The organism is Bartonella sp. TT119HLJHH (genome assembly GCF_042193385.1).
Classification (GTDB): Bacteria; Pseudomonadota; Alphaproteobacteria; order Rhizobiales; family Rhizobiaceae; genus Bartonella.
The window spans coordinates 43,510-60,784 of record NZ_JBHILS010000007.1 but is presented as its reverse complement, the minus strand read 5'-3'; the positions used below and the strand labels follow the sequence as shown (position 1 = coordinate 60,784).

Here is a 17,275-nt window from a genome sequence, read left to right as displayed (position 1 = left end):
AATTAAACTTTAAAAAAATAATTTAAATAGAAATATTAGTTTTTAGAAAGAGCAAATAATTTAAAGTATGTTTATATATATTTCTGAACATAACTTTTATTTTTTGATCTATAAAAAATGTAGCTTCCATAGACTGATAATTATATCTCGCTTACATTTCTTCAAGAGATGCTTTAAAAAGCTACTTTTTTGATGTTTAATAAAGAATTAAGTAAATAGTTTTAATAAGTTAGATGTTATTTCATTTATACTATGATAATCGCTTCATCAAAAAAGAACATATAATTTGTTGATGATTTAAATGTTTTCATAGAAAAAATGACGAGAATTTCTATTCATTATGAAATTTATAAGAGAAAGAATTATTATGATTCATATAAATTTCCCATAAAATACAGCATATACCGACACTCCCTCCCATTCCTGATCCTATCAGTGCTCCTATTATTATTCCGGTAGAAAGGGCTACTCCTATACCCATTGCGATAACTGGACCAAATCCTGGAAGAGCAATATAACCATAAGCTGCAAGAGTTGCCGCGATAGCTCCTGATATGCTCCCATTTAAACCGCCAATGAAAGCAAATTCTTTAATAGAATGGCAACACTTTTTTAAATTTTTTTTCTTACAGTTATAAAAAGAAATGTTGCTGTAAATTTTAAAATCAATCATATTTTTCTCCTTCATTTTGAATGCTAACTGTTCCTGAATAGTCAAGGGATACAAAAAAATGGGACTTTTTTAATTTTACTAAAGCACGCCAAATGCCATTGTCATCTAAACGCAATCGTTTAATATTCTCAAAACCATTTTGCATAAGACAATTTTTAACTTGTGAAGCAGTAAATGAGTTCTGACCTATTTTAGTGACATTTTGAGTAGGGCTATAGGTAAAGGTTTGACAATAAGGAAGGTGAAAAACTTCACTTATTGAAGTACTGATTATCAGCGAGACACATACAATCATTATAAAAAAAGTACTTAATTTCAAAAATTTATTGAGTGTCATCTTGTTACCATTTGTTAAAACAACACTTCATTAACCTCTGTGTTACCAACAGGTTCCCAAGATGATTTTATTTTTAATATTATACTTAATAATAAAAATCTTTTAAAATTTATTGATTAAATAAAACTGTTTTTTATTATTTGATTTATAGTAAAAAATTTAACAGATGTGATTGGCAAGATATCTTTACAATTTAAGCTTGAAACTATAATTCAGTTTTATCTTATCTCATATCAATATACTAAATATATATAATAGTTTTTAATAAAAAAATGATGTATAGTAACATTAATTATAGATATTCTTATTATAAATAACAAATTATTCTTAATATCAGTAATAGATATGATTCAAAATGCAATATAAAACCATAGAGATGATTATATCGTTTATTTTTATCATTGATAACACATAGATTTATAATGGTTTCTCATTGTTTTATATATTAAATAAGCATTCAAAATATCGTATAATTCTTTCATTTCAAATCTGTTTATTTTAAATTAATTAAAATCATTCGTACATCATAAAAGGAGCTGGTGTATGATAAAAGGAATAAATAATGCCTCTTAGAAAGACTCCCCAATATAAGGGGTGTCTAAACATTAAAGGATGATAAATATAATAATGGCGCCAGCTTGTTTTTTCATAAGCGTAAAAATGATAGTGCTTAATAGCTTTCCGTTTATACCACTAACAGTATTGTGAAACGGGTTTAGGTTCCAGATCTTACTTTAAAACAAGCACATAAATTAATAGAATGAACAGTCTAGTATAATTTTTTACAAAAAATGTTAAAGATACTCTGAATTATATTAATTCTTAAAAAACTAAACAATTCCTTTTTGTTATACATAAGATCAAATTCTAAAACATTCTTAAATATTTATATCAGAAAATGTATGGTAGAGTATTGTATTTTTACTGAATAAATTTACTTTCAAAACGCATTATTCAAAATAATTATTTCTTTGCTTATTGATAACTTATACACTTATTATTATTTACTTTACGTTATTATCCATTATTGCTTAGTAGAGTTGTTTAGATGATTTTGTTGGAAATATTTGCATAATTTCCTTGAATCCATAACCGGGATACATTCCTTCGCGCATAAATAAATTACGTAATGGCGGGAAACTATGTAACAAACCAAGCCCAATGCTTCGTATGATATGAACAGGCAACATATGAGAAAGTAGAGCAGAGTTCAGTGTATGAACAGCTCCACTTCGGATTAATATATCTGGTTTGCGGCATTTGTTATAATGTGCAACAATCATTTCAGAGTTAGAATTGGATATTTTATTGGGTAAAATATCAATTAAAGTTTGGACATCACGGAATCCTAAATTCAATCCCTGTGCTCCAATAGGGGGAAAAACATGAGCGGCTTCACCGACTAAAATTGTTCGGTTAGCAGCAAAATGATGAGAAAGAAGTCCGAAAAGCGGCCATGCTTGAATTGATGTTTCTAAGCTTAGCTTTCCAAGCATTGATTGCATTTTGTCTTCAATCATTTTTGCAATTTTTTTTGGTTCTATATTCAATAATTCTTCAGCACGGGAAGGATGAACAACCCATACAAGACTAGATCTTCGTCCTGGTAGTGGAACTTGTGTAAATGGACCGTGTTCTGTATGAAATTCAGTTGATGTATTTTGATGAGAAAACTCATGAGAAAAGTTGAGAACAAGTGCTTTTTGTGGATAATTCCACTGTTTGACACTTATTCCTGCTGCGGCACGTGTAAGAGAGTGACGTCCATCAGCTGCAATAACAAGTGGTGCTTGAATGACTCTACAATCAGAAAGAGTAATAAATACATGGTTTTTTGTATGATGAACAGATTTGGCTGCAGAAACAAATCTTGTAATATTAGGCGTATGTGTAACAGCATCGACTAAAGCACTGTTTAATTTTACGTTAGGTATATTATAGCCAAAAGCTTTTTCACCAATTTCAGCAGAAGAAAAATGCACCGTAGGAGCATGCACAATTCTAGAAGTTATATCTATAATTCTCATGGACGATAAAGCAGCTGCATGTTTTTGAAGATTATCCCAAATATTGAGTTTTTGAAGCATGCGTATTGCAGGCATCATAAGAGCAGTTGTTCGTAACTCATCTGTATGAGCAGGGGGCCCAACAAGAAAAACAGAAAGCCCCTCATGTGCAAGACTCAGCGCAGCTAACATTCCGACAGGACCTGCACCAATAACAGCAATATCTTTATGCTCGTTCTTTTCAAAGATCACAACTGTTTGAACCTTTCTCCATTGATAAAATATTTTAATATTTCCAAATGATCACTCTCTTTTTATTATATGAAGCTCTTCTATTATTATAGTATGTAATAAATAATGCGATATAAAAAAGTAACCTTTTTATGATTTTTTATGCCGGATCATATCATCGGTAAAAAATGGCGTATTAATAGATGGATGAAGACTTTAAAAATGAGGATAAGAAAACCTTGAAACGTAAACTAACAAAGAAAATCAAAACAAATGCTAAATTATTACGCCATAAAAAAGTAACAATGCCACAAGCAAAGGCCTTTTCCGTTCATTTACTAACAGCTTCGGGATCATTTTTAGCATTTCTTTCTCTTATATCAGCCTCTCAAAAAGAATGGACAGCTATGTTCTGTTGGCTTGGGCTTGCCCTTCTCGTTGATGGTATAGATGGACCAATTGCACGCAAACTTGATGTTAAATACGTTCTTCCAACATGGTCTGGAGAGCTGTTAGATAATATTATTGATTACGTGACTTATGTCTTAATTCCTGCCTTTGCACTCTATCAAAGTGGTTTCATGGGGGTAGGGTTATCATTTTCATTGAGTGCAATTATTGTTATTTCATCTGCTATTTATTATGCAGATACTAGTATGAAAACCAAAGAAAACTTTTTTAAAGGATTTCCTGTTGTTTGGAATATGATGGTTTTTACGCTTTTTGTCGTCAGACCAGGAGAGTGGATTACTTTTATCATTATTGTTTTATCGGCGATTATATCTTTTTTACCAATTTATTTTATCCATCCAGTAAGAGTTCTTCGTTTACGTAGAGTTAATTTTCCCATTTTTCTCTTATGGTGTGTTTTTGGTGTTTCTGCCTTCTTTTATCAACTAGAAGCTCCAGATTGGGTTAAAATAGGAATCTCGGTAACAGGAATTTATATATATTGTATTGGCGCAATCATGCAAATATTTCCTCAACTTGGGGCAAAAAATATAAAAAAACAATAAAATAGTTGTTTTTAAAAGGGTGTAAGATGCAAATTGACTTTGGAGCAGGTGATGATATTTCTTTTACGAAAGAAGGATGTGCTGGTATTATAAAGCTCACGCGTCCTTCAGCATTAAACGCTCTTAATCAACGAATGGTTTCAGCTTTAAAAAAAGCTCTCAGAACATGGGAAACAGATGATAATGTTTCTTGTGTCTTAATTGAAGGGGAGGGACGTGCTTTTTGTGCTGGTGGAGATGTTGTAGAAATCTATCATATGGGGAAAAGTGCCTCTGCTTGTCAATACTTTAGGGAGGAATATAGCTTGAATGCTTATATCAAACATTTTTCAAAGCCCTACATTTCTTTCTTAAACGGTATTTGGATGGGAGGAGGGGTAGGTATTTCTCTCTATGGTTCGCATCGAATTGTTACAGAAAATACAGTTTTTGCTATGCCAGAAGGTGCGATTGGCTTTTTCCCAGATGTAGGTGCAAGTTTTTTCTTACCATCTCTTCCCAATCATTTTGGCATCTATCTTGCATTAACGGGCGCACGCATAAAGTGGGGAGATTGTTTAAATTTAGGATTAGCAACACATGCCGTTCCTGAAATTGAATTCGATATGATTAGAAAAGCTGTTATTGAGCAAGGAGACCCCACTTTAGCTTTAAACGAGCAAGCAATTACAAAAGACTATGAAACGAGTCATGAAATACGTTATATTATTAACAGTTGTTTTAGTGCCCACAGCTTAGAAGAATGTCTTGAGTTGCTACATAAAAAAAGCAATGAAGATGTTTTATTTGCTAAAGAATGTTATGATATTTTGCAGTCACGTTCTCCGACAAGTTTAAAAGTTATCTGGAAACAAATGAAACAAAATTCATCTCAAACGTTGGAAAATTGTATGAAAATTGAAAACCGCATAGCGCATCATATGATTCATTCACATGATTTTTATGAAGGTATACGTGCTATGTTAATCGATAAAGATAAAAGACCTCAATGGCAGCCAGATAAACTTTCAAATGTGACAGATGAAATGGTAGATTCTTACTTCCAACCTGTTGAACAAGAGTTATTATTGTGAAAAATAATTCTCACAAACAGATTTCAAAAATCAATTTAATCTATAACTGTTACTTACGGTTTTTGGCACTTATTTGCTTAGTCCTAGGTATTTTTTATTGGATACGCCTTGTGGGGGTCTTTCCAGGTATTTTATGGCGTTTTGACCTTATGCCTTGGCAGTGGCAATTTGCATCAGCTATATTGGCCATTCTCTATCCTATTGCTTTAATTGGTCTTTGGATGTATTCACTATGGGGCATTATTTTATGGTGTGTTGCCGCATTGATTGAAACAATAGCAATATATTATTCCGATTTTATTTATCAGCCTTTTGTACCATTATTTCATGGAATATTATTTTTAGCTTTTATTATCTTACAAATTATGATGATTTTTTTAAAAAAAGTAAAAAATAAAAAACCATTATGATTAAAATTTTCGAAAAAGATTTTTCAATCTTAAAAAGTCATCAAAAAGTTTTTTAAGTAATAAGTAAAAGATATTCACTTCAATTGCCAAACTTCTACTCTTTCTAAAAAAAGTTCCATAATATATATTATGCGATAATATGATACAATTTACTTTTTACTTTTAAAATAAAATTTGGTCTTTAAGGAATATTCCTTAAAGACCAAAAATAGTGATAACGAAATTACGTATAATAAAATAAGGAAAATTATTGCATTATTTTACAACGTTTCATACGTGCAAGATCACTCAAAACAGCATTACGATTGTTTAAAGCCGAAATTTCATTACTTTCACTGGATTTAGTATCCATAAAAAACAAAGCAGGTACAAATACAACACTTGCCGCTGCTAAAGCCACGTTTTTATTTCTTGCTTTAGAACGCTCTGCAATTGTATCATTAATCTGACGTTTATTAGCAAAAAACTCCCGTTGAATATCGGCACAACTCATTGATCCGTCATGTAATGTTGTCGTTGCAATATTTTTTTCTAAACGCCCCCCACATGCTGTCAAGGAAACCGCTAAAACCACAATACATACACCCCGCTTAAAATTCTTATACATAAAAGCCTCATTTTTGACATAAAAAACACTAAATATGTCAAAAATGAAATAAAATAAAGGATAAATTTAAAAGTATTTTATTTAACTTAAAATATTGCGCATAATAAGCTTATGCATCTGTTTCAAAAGTTAGACCTTGATATGCAGGTTTTACATAGGATGGGACGTAATTTATAACCTTATTGTAATCCAGTGATCTGTCCATATGTGTGAGTATTGCTTGTTTTGGCTTTAAATATTCTATCCACTGTAATGCTTGATCAACAGAAAAATGACTCGGATGGGATTTAAATTGAAGAGCTTCAATGATGAGAACATCCAAATCCATTAATTTGGATAAAGTTTTTTCAGGAAATTCACTAACATCTGTACAATAGGCAACATTCCCAATCCGAAAACCTAAGGAGTGAATGTTTCCGTGGTGTTGTAAATGTGTATTGATGCTTATTGCTCCCCCCTGCCCTTGAATAATAAATTGGCTATCTTCATTGATAAGATGCTCTTTTAAAATGGGAGAATAAGATGAATCTTTTGGTGTTTGAAAACAATATCCGAAAGCGTTTTTGAGATGTTCTAGTGTAAATCTGTCGGCATAGATATCTATTAAACATTTTTGTGCAAGTGCATAGCTGCGTAAATCATCAATACCGTGGATATGGTCAGCATGAGAATGCGTGTAAAGAGCAGCATCAAGATGGTTCACATGCGCATCGATCATTTGTGAGCGAAAATCTGGACCCGTATCAATAACGATCGTTGTTTTGTCTCCTGATGGTTTAATACGTTCAACTAATAAAGAACTTCTGTAGCGTTTATTTTTAGGGTTATTCGGATCACATGTTCCCCAATCACCATTGGGGCGGGGCACTCCTGGAGAAGGACCACAACCTAATATTGTAAATCGGTATTGATCACACATATCTTTTGCCTTATTTCATTTTGCTAAATAAACGAAAAGCGTTACGGGTTGTTATTTGGGCTGTTTCTTCAATACTTAAGCCAATTGTTTCAGCCAAAACAGCTGCCGTATAGCATACAAAAGATGGTTCATTTGTTTTGCCCCGATGGGGACTAGGTGCTAAGAATGGAGCATCTGTTTCCACTAACAAATGCTCATGGGGTACAATTTTTGCTATTTCACGGATTTCAAGTGCGTTTTTAAAAGTAAGAATACCTGAAAAAGAAATATAACCACCAAGTTCAATTCCTGCACGAGCAAGTTGCATTCCAGACGAATAACAATGAAGGATAAAGGGAAAAGCTCCTTCTTTTATCTGTTCACGTAATATTTTCTCCATATCATCATCTGCATTGCGTGAATGGATAACAAGAGGAATCTGTGTTTCTCGAGCAGCAATGATATGTTCTTGAAAAACTTTCTTTTGCTCTTCTGGTGTAGAATAATCATAATGATAATCAAGTCCCCCCTCCCCAAATGCAACAATTTTAGGGTGATTCGAAAGCTGTATAAGCTCTTTGGCTGTAATATTTTGCTCTTCATGCGCATGATTGGGGTGTGTACCAACAGAACAAAAGACTTGATCATAATTTTGCGCAATGGCTAACAGCTTATCTAATTTATGAACATGGGTTGAAATTGTTATCATACGTTTAACGTCAGCATCTAAAGCTCGCTGGATAACATTATCCAAATCCTGTGAAAAATCTTCAAAATCAAGATGACAATGCGTATCAATCAACATGATGAATATCTTCTTCTTTCTTCAAGATATAACGAGGAAAAATCGGTTCTGGTGGTGGAAGATCAAGTCCTTCTTGAATTTTTGAATGGCTTATATGATACAACAACCGATCATCTTCAGCAATCGCAAGGCTATCAAGAAGTTTTGCTGCTGATTGGGGTATGAAAGGCAAAAGCATTATTCCTATTCGCCGCAAGATTTCTACAGTTATATAAAGAACTGTAGAAAATCGCTCTGGATCATTCTTACGTAAACTCCAAGGTTGTTCATTGGCAAAATAGCGATTGGCATCTGCTACAATTGAAAAAATAGCTGAAAGTGCTAAATGCATACTATAAGAAGACATTGCTTGATGTATAGTTTCAAGCACTTGAAGAGATTGTTCTAAAAGCTGTTTATCTTGAACTAAAAATGAAGCTGGTAGCGGAACTTTTGCATCACAATTTTTGGCAATCATAGATAAAGAGCGCTGTGCTAAATTACCAAGATCATTAGCAAGATCAGCATTAATACGGTTCACAAGACTTTCATGGCTATAACTACCATCTTGTCCAAATGGTACTTCACGGAGAAGAAAATAACGGACCTGATCAAGACCATAATGATCAACCATTTCAAAAGGATCAACGACATTTCCAACAGATTTTGACATTTTTGCACCACGATTAAGTAAAAAACCATGGGCAAAAATATTCTGAGGCAAGTCAATCCCAGCAGACATTAAAAATGCCGGCCAATAGACTGCATGAAAACGAATAATATCCTTACCAATAATATGCGTATTAGCAGGCCAAAAATCACGTTTTGTTGAATTTTCATTGAAAAAACCAATTGCTGATAAATAATTCGTAAGCGCATCAACCCAGACATACATTACGTGCTTTGGATTATCAGGAACAGCAATGCCCCAATTAAAACTTGTGCGTGAAATAGAGATATCTTTTAATCCCGATTTGATAAAACTTATAATTTCATTACGCCGCTCAAGTGGCAAAATAAAATCAGGATATTTTTCATAATATTCAAGAAGAGCCTTTTCATAACGAGAAAGTCTAAAAAAATAACTTTCTTCTTCATTCCATTCAACTGGAGAGCCTAATTCCTTCTCGCGACGGATGTTGTCTGCTCCAACTTCTGTATCTTTCTCTTCATAATACGCTTCTTGGCGAACCGAATACCAACCCGTATAACGGTCGAGATAAATATCGCCATTTGTCTCCATCTTTTTCCAAATTTCTTGACAAGCTTGATAATGGCGCTCTTCTGTCGTACGGATAAAATCATCGTTAGAACAATTTAATACTGCAAGCATTTTTTGAAACACAGCACTATTACGATCTGCAAGTTGCTGAGGTGTCATGCCCAATGCTGCTGCCGTTTGTTGCATCTTTAGACCATGCTCATCGGTACCAGAAAGAAAAAATACATTTTTTCCGTTTAATCGTTGAAAGCGGGCTAAAACATCACTAGCAATGGCACTATAGGCATGCCCAATATGTGGAGCACCATTAGGATAAAAAATAGGAGTTGTTATGTAATATGTGTCACGCATGTCATACTCATTGTAAAACGCCATAAATAAAAGATACAATGACATAACGTCTGTTCATCACATTGTCACGGAAAAACTAATCCTCGTGAATGATCTTATGAACTCTAAAAAGCACGTTAATCACAAACTGCTTCTTATCGAGATTAAACACTTGCACTTCCTCTATTTCTTGATGAATCTCTTGCCACTTTTGCGCATATTTTTTTGAGAGAAATAAATCTCCTTTTTCAATGAGCATGATAGCTTTTTTTTGAATTTTATCAAGAATTTCATTACAAAATTGTTGAAATTGGAATATGGAAGAAGCAGATGAAAATGTTTGTGCAAGAGTGTGTACAATCGTTGCATCACAAACAGGTTTTTCTAAGAGAGCATCTATCGTTTTAATAATTTCAAGACCGCCGTGGCAAATAAGTAAAGCAGCTTTTCGAGGACTGCCTTTGGATTTTTTAATAATCGTTTTCATAGTTTTCTCATCAGGTAAATCCTGATGGGCGAAAATATGTGTAATGACTTTTTTCATTTCATCGTTATTCAACGGACGAAAAGAAATTTTTTGACATCGTGAATGGATTGTTGGAAGCAATTTTCCTAAAGAGTGCGCGATAATAATAAATAACGTTTTTGTAGGGGGTTCTTCAAGTATTTTGAGAATTGCATTTGCTGCATTTCTATTCATATCATCTGCAGAATCAATAATAACAATACGCCATCCATTGTCTTGCGATGTTCGGCTTAAAAAATGCATAATATCACGGATATCATCAACGAGTATTCCTGTTTTAAACTTTTGCGTTTTTACATCAAATCGACGTGAAATATACAAAAGACCAGGGTGACTTCCTTGTGTAATTTGGCGCCATGAGGTAGAATAAGGATCGGGTTTCAAGAAAGAACTCTGTTGAAAACTTAAAATATTCCAAGCAAGATGAAAGGCTAATGTAGCCTTTCCAATCCCATATTCTCCTTCAAATAATAATGCATGATGCAAACGCTCTTCTTTAAGCATTTGTGTCAAAAAATGACGAATATCCTCATGACCAAAGATAACATTGTTCTGGGATGGTGATAAAATTGTATCAATATCATCATATTGGTGTAAGATATTTACGTTACTCATGAAAGCTGATCCAACAATACCTGATGACAAATATTTTTTATTTGATGAGCAATAGCTTCCACTGAGCCAGTGGCATCAATGATTCGAAATCTATGGGGTTCTTGTTTGGCCAGTTGAAGAAAAGCTTGACGCCTTTGTTCTTGAATTTCCAACTGATCTTTTTCAAAATAATCAATTTCTTCTGTTTTTTTTCTTCGCAAATTTGCACGCTTCATACCCCATATTGCTGGCATATCTAATAAAAATGTTAAATGAGGCATGATATCATTGAGCGCAACATACTCTAAAATAGAAAGAACAGAAGAACTGACTCTATTATTGAGTCCTTGATAAACGCGTGTAGAATCAATAAAGCGGTCACATAAAACGATTTTACCTTTTTGCAAAGAAGGTGCGATAACTTCATGAAAATGGTCAGCGCGTGCCGCTGTAAACAAAACAGCTTCAATCAATGGTCCATACTGTTGTATCTTCCCTGACAATAAAATATGTCGGATTGCTTCTGCTCCTGCCGTTCCTCCTGGTTCTCGTGTTGTAACAACATCATAACCTTTGTGAGAGAGATACTCAGCAAGCAAAGAAATCTGTACTGTTTTTCCTACTCCCTCCCCTCCTTCGAATGTAATAAAATAACCTGACACGTATGACCTTAACCTTATTAGCGCGTAACTATAAATATTTCCGTAACCATCCAATTGTTATTTCATAGAATGCATTTTTTACTTTTGCAAAGAAGCTTCCTTCCTGAACATTCATTCCGGCAAAAACTGGTTTTTCCAGAAGAACCTTTTTATCTTCTAAAATTTGAATAACGCCAACTGATTGCCCAGAAATGATGGGAGCTTTCAATGGACCATGATATTTAATTTTTGCTTTAACATTTACTTTTTTTTCATTTGAAAGCATAAAACTTATTGGTGTTTTAACAATGAGTGGAACAAAATTTTGCTTACCACCATAAACAGAAGCACGAGCAACCGTTTCTTCTTTTGTGAAAATCGTTTTGAGATCAAATGCCGTCATTCCCCATTGAAGAATGCGTTCTATTTCTTTTGTATATTTTTTTCCATCTTGCAAACCATTGATTGCTAAAAAAAGACGTCGATGATTTTTAGAAATGGTGGCAACCATTGAAAAACCTTCTTTTTTACTGTAGCCAAAACCAAATCCTTCTACACCAATTTCCTTAGAAATAAGAGGGTTTTTGTTACGTTGAAAAATATTATTCCACGTAAAATGAGGTTCACGATAAAGTGCATAATAATCTGGATATTCCTGAGTAATGTAACGTGCTAATATAATCATATCATGCACTGTTACAAATTGTCCCTCTTCGGGAAGCCCTGTTGCATTAACAAAATGACTCTGAGATAATCCAATCATTTTAGCGCGCTGATTCATCAACTTTGCGAAATGAGCTTCATCTCCTGATATGCCTTCAGCAAGAATAATAGCAGAATCATTTCCATTGACAATAATTAAACCACGCAACAGATCAGAAACACTGATTTCTGTTTTTATTTTTGCAAACATAGTGGTTGTACCAGAAGGTGCTCCACCCTTGCGCCAAGCATTTTCACTGACCTTAAATTTCTGCGTACTTGTTAATAATCCTTTTTTTAATTGATGAAATACAACTTCTGCTGTCATCAATTTTACTAATGAAGCAGGAAAAAAAGGAATAGCACTTTGTTTTTCATAGAGTACTGTCTCTGTATCATCATCGAGTAATAACAATTGGGATGCGGGAGTTTGAAAATCTTGCGCTCTCCCCCACGTATTAAATGCCAATACTCCCCATAATATCAATAAGATCCTTAATGCTGTATACATAGCCGCTCCTCCCATCTAAAGATCAGCTTAAAGAACCTACTATATAGGAAAAAACTTTTTGATTTCTGCAAATTAAGAAATTATTTACAACTCACAAAAAGATTTTATTTTCATTTAGCGTTAGAAAAAATAATATGACACGCTTTTTATCTTCCATGTAGGTTCAGTTTAACATTTTAAAGTATGAGAGACAAAAGATTTTTTCCTATTTTTATTGATAGTGTTTTGATTTGTTTTGATAAATTATCATTTTAAAATTGAAGCTAACTCAAAATACTATAAGATTCTCTCATCCCCTCCTCTCATATTGAATTCATTAAAAATCGCTTGCTTACGCGTCATAAGCAAGGTTGGTATATGCGTAAAAATTATTAAAGAAGAGAGTAAAATATTTCTTATAAACCTCTCAAATGTTAAGGATTATCGTAAAACATTGGGGGAAAAGTGTATGTTGGTGTCTGTTTATATCTTCATAAGTGTAAAGATAGTGATACCTAAAGGTTTTATAATGACACCATTCATGGGCATTGTTGTAAAATAAACTTAAGAGTATTGAGGATATATCTCCTTAAAATAAGTGCTTGAATGGGCAATGCAAGTGTATTTTTTTTGAAGCGCTCTACTTTACATGGGGCACTTTAACCCCATTTAAAGAACGTGATAAACAAAAGTATGAGACTGTGCATAATCTCTATCATAAAATATTGCTGTAGGTGTTTTAGAAAGCTGTAAAACCGAATCAAAAGGAAATATTCTTTAACTTTTTAAGCTTTTTATTCTTCCCAAATTAAATTGTATAGCTGTTCGCTTTAAGATGAAAGCTTTACAATAAATCCGCAACTTTTTATCATTTTTTATTTGAAAATTATATTGATTAAAAACCAATGCATTTTTTCTTAAAACAGTTGTAGCCAATTTGCTTTTGTCTTCTTGTTTAGTTTATTTATAGAAGCAACTTGATCGAATGGTACCGGCTTATCAACCATGATAGGACCAACTTCTGGCAATTTCACTGCAACAGTTTTATTGCGTTGTTCCTGTTCAACAGTAGCTGTTTTAGCTAATTCTTTTTTGTTTCCTGTATTGCGCTGCTCTTTTAATAAAACAGTTTCTCTTTTTTTCGCAACATTTTCCGATGCTAATGAATATGGGGCAGCATTTCCAGGAGTATAAGAGGCCATTAAATATGCACCATCATAATAGCCAACAGGTGCTTCAGCAATATATTCTACTTTAACATCTGCGACCCCCCTATCGACATAACCAAGTATTGTTGCAGCTTGCCTTGATAAATCAATGATTCTGTCTTTCATAAAAGGTCCACGATCATTCACTCTAACAATGATTGAAGACCCATTTTTCAAATTAGTAACACGAGCATAGCTAGGTAAAGGCATTGTAGGATGAGCGGCAGTCAAAAGATTCATGTCATAAATTTCACCATTGGCAGTTAAACGCCCATGAAAGTCTGAACCATACCATGAGGCTTCGCCAACACGTTTATAAGTCGGATCATTTTGAGGATAATACCACTTTCCTTTTATTTGATAAGGTTTACCAACAATCGCTCGCCCACGCTTTTTTTCTTCCGATTGATTCTTCTTATTAGATACTTGTTGAGGTAATACAGAAGTGTTTACGTTAATTGGTTTATTATGATAAGAATCTTTTATTGAAAACTGCATAGTTTGGCTTGCGCAACAAGACACCAATGTCTGAGAAATGACTATCATAGAAAATAATTGAAGTGTTGGTTTAATCATAAAAGTAAATTTCTTTTTTCTATTTGAAGGCATCTATTCAGTCCACTTATTTCTGTTAAGCACTACTGTAAAAACCACGTCACGTTTTTTTGTACGCAACGGAAGAGTTTACGCTTTTAAATGATTCCCCTCGCGCATATACCACTCTTGAATTGCCCCTTTTATCAAGAAATTAACACATTGTTAACCTTTTTATGATTTTCATAAGAAATAAATGTACTATAGTTGATGTTAAAAAGATTTAAAATTAAATAAATCAATATCTTATAGAAAAATTCTTTCATAATATAAGTGTGAATAAGTGGTGATTTTAGCAACTGTTTTTCGAATCATGTAATGCAGTGGATATTAAAAAACACCCTCTGATTAAGAAAATTAGAAACCACATGTGCTGCTAACGCAGATACACCCCTATCGTAAGCTTAATGCTCTTTTCTGTTGGACAGGAGACAGCATAGCATCGCTTTATTCCAAAACAGCTGATAGAAAATGACAGGCTATAGAATCAATAAAAAACTTTAAAAAGAATCAAAACAAGAAAGATTTTTAAATTTTTGATAGCCTATTGATACTAATTTAAAGTTGGTGAGCGCGCAGGGATTCGAACCCTGGACCTACTGATTAAAAGTCAGTTGCTCTACCAGCTGAGCTACGCGCTCTCATACAAGCTATCTAGTTTGCACACTATCTAATTTGCAGAAAGTGAAGGGAACATACGGTTGACTTTTCATTTGGTCAACACCTTTTGAAGAAAAATATTATTATTTTCTTCAGTTATCAATAATTTTTCGTTTTCGCCCCTTTACTTCATCATTGTATAAGTACTCTTTAATCTTCTTTTTGAAGTTTCAATAAAGGAAAAATTTCACTGCAAAATATTGCATAGATTCGAAGCGTTAAAATTATGAGAAATACCCCTCTTCCCTTCACATGGGGTGTTGAGCATAATGGATAGAGAAGGAAAAATACTTTTTACTATAATATTATTTTATATCTTTATATTTTAGTGTTCAATATTTCAAATATGAATACAGCTTTATAAGATATATATTGATTTATAATAATTTATCATTTTCTCACTTGAGTGAGACGTCTCAAATACTGTAAGCTTCTCTTATTTCAAATCTTTTTTATATTGAAACAATAAAAAGCATTTTCTTGACCGATAAAAGTGAGAGAATAAAACTATAAAAAAATAAAAATGCCTTTTATGTCTCTTTTCAATAACCAAAAATTATCGCAACATTAGGATTCATGAAAATAGTATATAGCGGTTAGCACGTTAGACTTGAAAATGGAACAATAAGCAACAATGGCACTTTGAGAGTATGATTTTTATTCATGCATAATGAATATATAACGAAAGCCAATTTATCCTATAAAATAAAGTAGATATGAAGCAAAAATTTAGTCTCATTGAAAATATCCCGAATGACTATAAATTGTGCTCACTATTAGAGCTGTAGATAATTTTACTAAGAATAAAAAAGCAGAAATAATATGCAGTATGCAAAATGATTTTAAGTGTTTTGAATATATAGAATGCCTTCTAGTTAACTTTTTTATATCAAAAATTACAAAATACGTAGATATATTTTTAGAAGAAAAGGATAATACTAATCACAAAATTTAGTGTTGGATAATTCAGTCAGAACGATAAAGTATATTTATACATTATTTAATATTAATGTAGATATACAGTATATAAATAATAATTTAAATATATCTATAAATAAACATATTGATTTATTAAACGATAAGATCAAAAACAAAGAAAATAATTTTGATTTGGCGATAAAAATTGTAAAAGTGTTATATATATTTTTTTTACTTTACACATTTTTTATTATTTTGATTGGAATGTTGAATGCTAACATGTAAACAATATGAATTACTCTTGTTTATTCATAACCATATAAAAGAAACTGGTGTTCCTCCTTCTTTTGAAGAAATGAAAAATGCATTAGAACTTTCTTCAAAGTCTGGTATTCATAAGCTTATTATAGCCTTAGAACAACGAGGTTTTATACGTCGTTTGCCCAATCGGGCTCGTGCAATGGAGGTGATTCGGCTTCCCGAGAAAATAACATTTAGTCTTTCTTTAGCACGTAAAATTTCTCCCAGTATGATAGAAAAAAATAAAAGAGAAATATCAAAAAGTTTGAGTCACTTTGATGAAGAAGAAAAAAAAAATATCACCATTCCTATTATGGGACGTATTTCTGCGAGCGTACCCGCCTCTGCTATACTGCAACAAATAAACAGCCTTTCTCTCCCACTCGATATGGTTAATACAGGTGAGCACTACGCATTAGAAGTGAAAGATGATTCTATGATGGAGGCTGGTATCCTTGATAAAGATACGATCATTGTGAAACGTCAAAATACAGCAATAACAGGTGAAATCATTGTTGCGTTTATTGATAAAAAAGAAGCCACATTAAAACGTTATCGACGCAAAGGAGCTTCTATTGCATTAGAAGCCGCAAATCCTCATTATGAAGTACGGACATACGAATCCGACCGTGTAGAAATACAAGGCAAACTTACCGGACTTATTCGCAAATATTAAAAAATAAACCTTATAGTACGCGATAGATATCGCAATAAGAAGCTGTTGAGTATTTTTTTATTGTGCCACATGCAATTGACTTCTTCTCCACAGCCAAAGAAGTCCCCAATTCGGTTTATAAACAATCCAGATCCTTATCAAGCGGGTTTCTACTTTCCCTTCCCTCCATGTCCTTCACTTACACCAAGCTTGACAAGTAAGCTTTAAAATATTCACCACGTACTTTGTAAAAGAACTTGAATGTTTTGAAGGAAGCAGCCTTATATCCTCCTCCTCAATGACAGAGTTTTACGATATAATAGGAAAAAATTGTATGCATGCATAAAAACACATAAAATTTTGTAGAAAAAAATCAAATAACTTTGTAACAGATTGTATT

The 17,275-nt window shown here is 32.9% G+C and carries 15 protein-coding genes and 1 tRNA gene; 4 read left to right on the top strand and 12 right to left on the bottom strand.

The genetic code is table 11. The features are described 5' to 3' along the window. Positions 1 to 331 precede the first annotated feature (331 nt). The 3 genes from ACFIJL_RS05300 to ACFIJL_RS05290 form a co-directional block, all read right to left on the bottom strand. Positions 332 to 688 carry a hypothetical protein gene (locus ACFIJL_RS05300; RefSeq protein ID WP_375623219.1) on the bottom strand — a complete coding sequence of 119 codons (357 nt, stop codon included), beginning with the start codon at positions 686 to 688 and terminating at the stop codon, positions 332 to 334. Continuing rightward, complete coding sequence (locus ACFIJL_RS05295) at positions 666 to 1,010, bottom strand: hypothetical protein (protein ID WP_375623217.1); 345 nt, start codon at positions 1,008 to 1,010, stop codon at positions 666 to 668. The genes ACFIJL_RS05300 and ACFIJL_RS05295 overlap by 23 nt, the downstream gene beginning before the upstream one ends. Before the next feature lie 1,031 nt (positions 1,011 to 2,041). Then, positions 2,042 to 3,268, bottom strand: coding sequence for a UbiH/UbiF family hydroxylase (locus tag ACFIJL_RS05290; RefSeq protein WP_375623215.1), 1,227 nt, complete (start codon positions 3,266 to 3,268; stop codon positions 2,042 to 2,044). A 182-nt stretch (positions 3,269 to 3,450) separates the two neighbouring features. On the opposite strand from ACFIJL_RS05290, the gene pcsA reads away from it, so the two are divergent. The 3 genes from pcsA to ACFIJL_RS05275 are packed head-to-tail and all read left to right on the top strand — an operon-like array spanning position 3,451 to position 5,746. After that, the gene (gene pcsA, locus ACFIJL_RS05285; protein WP_375623213.1) at positions 3,451 to 4,263 is read left to right on the top strand and encodes a phosphatidylcholine synthase; all 813 of its coding nucleotides are present in this window, start codon (positions 3,451 to 3,453) and stop codon (positions 4,261 to 4,263) included. Positions 4,264 to 4,289: 26 nt separating this feature from the next. Further along, positions 4,290 to 5,336: an enoyl-CoA hydratase/isomerase family protein gene (locus ACFIJL_RS05280; RefSeq protein WP_375623211.1), complete on the top strand. Its 1,047-nt coding sequence runs from the start codon at positions 4,290 to 4,292 to the stop codon at positions 5,334 to 5,336. After that, positions 5,333 to 5,746, top strand: coding sequence for a DUF6163 family protein (locus tag ACFIJL_RS05275; RefSeq protein ID WP_375623209.1), 414 nt, complete (start codon positions 5,333 to 5,335; stop codon positions 5,744 to 5,746). Before ACFIJL_RS05280 ends, ACFIJL_RS05275 begins: the two co-directional genes overlap by 4 nt. A gap of 247 nt (positions 5,747 to 5,993) precedes the next feature. Here ACFIJL_RS05275 and ACFIJL_RS05270 read toward each other — a convergent pair whose 3' ends face one another. The 9 genes from ACFIJL_RS05270 to ACFIJL_RS05230 all read right to left on the bottom strand — a co-directional run bounded on the left by ACFIJL_RS05270 (position 5,994) and on the right by ACFIJL_RS05230 (position 14,983). Further along, positions 5,994 to 6,353, bottom strand: a complete 360-nt coding sequence (locus tag ACFIJL_RS05270; RefSeq protein ID WP_375613428.1) for a hypothetical protein — start codon at positions 6,351 to 6,353, stop codon at positions 5,994 to 5,996. 109 nt (positions 6,354 to 6,462) lie between these two features. Continuing rightward, on the bottom strand, positions 6,463 to 7,272 hold the full coding sequence (locus ACFIJL_RS05265; protein WP_375623207.1) for an MBL fold metallo-hydrolase: 810 nt from the start codon (positions 7,270 to 7,272) through the stop codon (positions 6,463 to 6,465). Positions 7,273 to 7,282: 10 nt separating this feature from the next. After that, the gene (locus tag ACFIJL_RS05260) at positions 7,283 to 8,056 is read right to left on the bottom strand and encodes a TatD family hydrolase (protein WP_375623205.1); all 774 of its coding nucleotides are present in this window, start codon (positions 8,054 to 8,056) and stop codon (positions 7,283 to 7,285) included. Further along, positions 8,046 to 9,608: a methionine--tRNA ligase gene (gene metG, locus ACFIJL_RS05255; protein ID WP_375623202.1), complete on the bottom strand. Its 1,563-nt coding sequence runs from the start codon at positions 9,606 to 9,608 to the stop codon at positions 8,046 to 8,048. Before metG ends, ACFIJL_RS05260 begins: the two co-directional genes overlap by 11 nt. A 76-nt stretch (positions 9,609 to 9,684) precedes the next feature. Next, a complete protein-coding gene (locus ACFIJL_RS05250) occupies positions 9,685 to 10,728 on the bottom strand; it encodes a DNA polymerase III subunit delta' (RefSeq protein WP_375623200.1) in 1,044 nt (347 codons plus the stop codon). Next, on the bottom strand, positions 10,725 to 11,369 hold the full coding sequence (gene tmk, locus ACFIJL_RS05245; RefSeq protein WP_375623198.1) for a dTMP kinase: 645 nt from the start codon (positions 11,367 to 11,369) through the stop codon (positions 10,725 to 10,727). Before tmk ends, ACFIJL_RS05250 begins: the two co-directional genes overlap by 4 nt. 28 nt (positions 11,370 to 11,397) lie before the next feature. After that, positions 11,398 to 12,561, bottom strand: coding sequence for a D-alanyl-D-alanine carboxypeptidase family protein (locus tag ACFIJL_RS05240; protein WP_375623196.1), 1,164 nt, complete (start codon positions 12,559 to 12,561; stop codon positions 11,398 to 11,400). Positions 12,562 to 13,457: 896 nt separating this feature from the next. Further along, a complete protein-coding gene (locus ACFIJL_RS05235; RefSeq protein ID WP_375623194.1) occupies positions 13,458 to 14,357 on the bottom strand; it encodes a septal ring lytic transglycosylase RlpA family protein in 900 nt (299 codons plus the stop codon). 550 nt (positions 14,358 to 14,907) lie between these two features. Then, a tRNA-Lys gene (locus tag ACFIJL_RS05230) sits at positions 14,908 to 14,983 on the bottom strand. A gap of 1,208 nt (positions 14,984 to 16,191) precedes the next feature. On the opposite strand from ACFIJL_RS05230, the gene lexA reads away from it, so the two are divergent. Further along, entirely contained in the window at positions 16,192 to 16,896 is a 705-nt protein-coding gene (gene lexA, locus ACFIJL_RS05225) for a transcriptional repressor LexA (RefSeq protein WP_375623192.1), read from the top strand. Positions 16,897 to 17,275 lie beyond the last annotated feature (379 nt).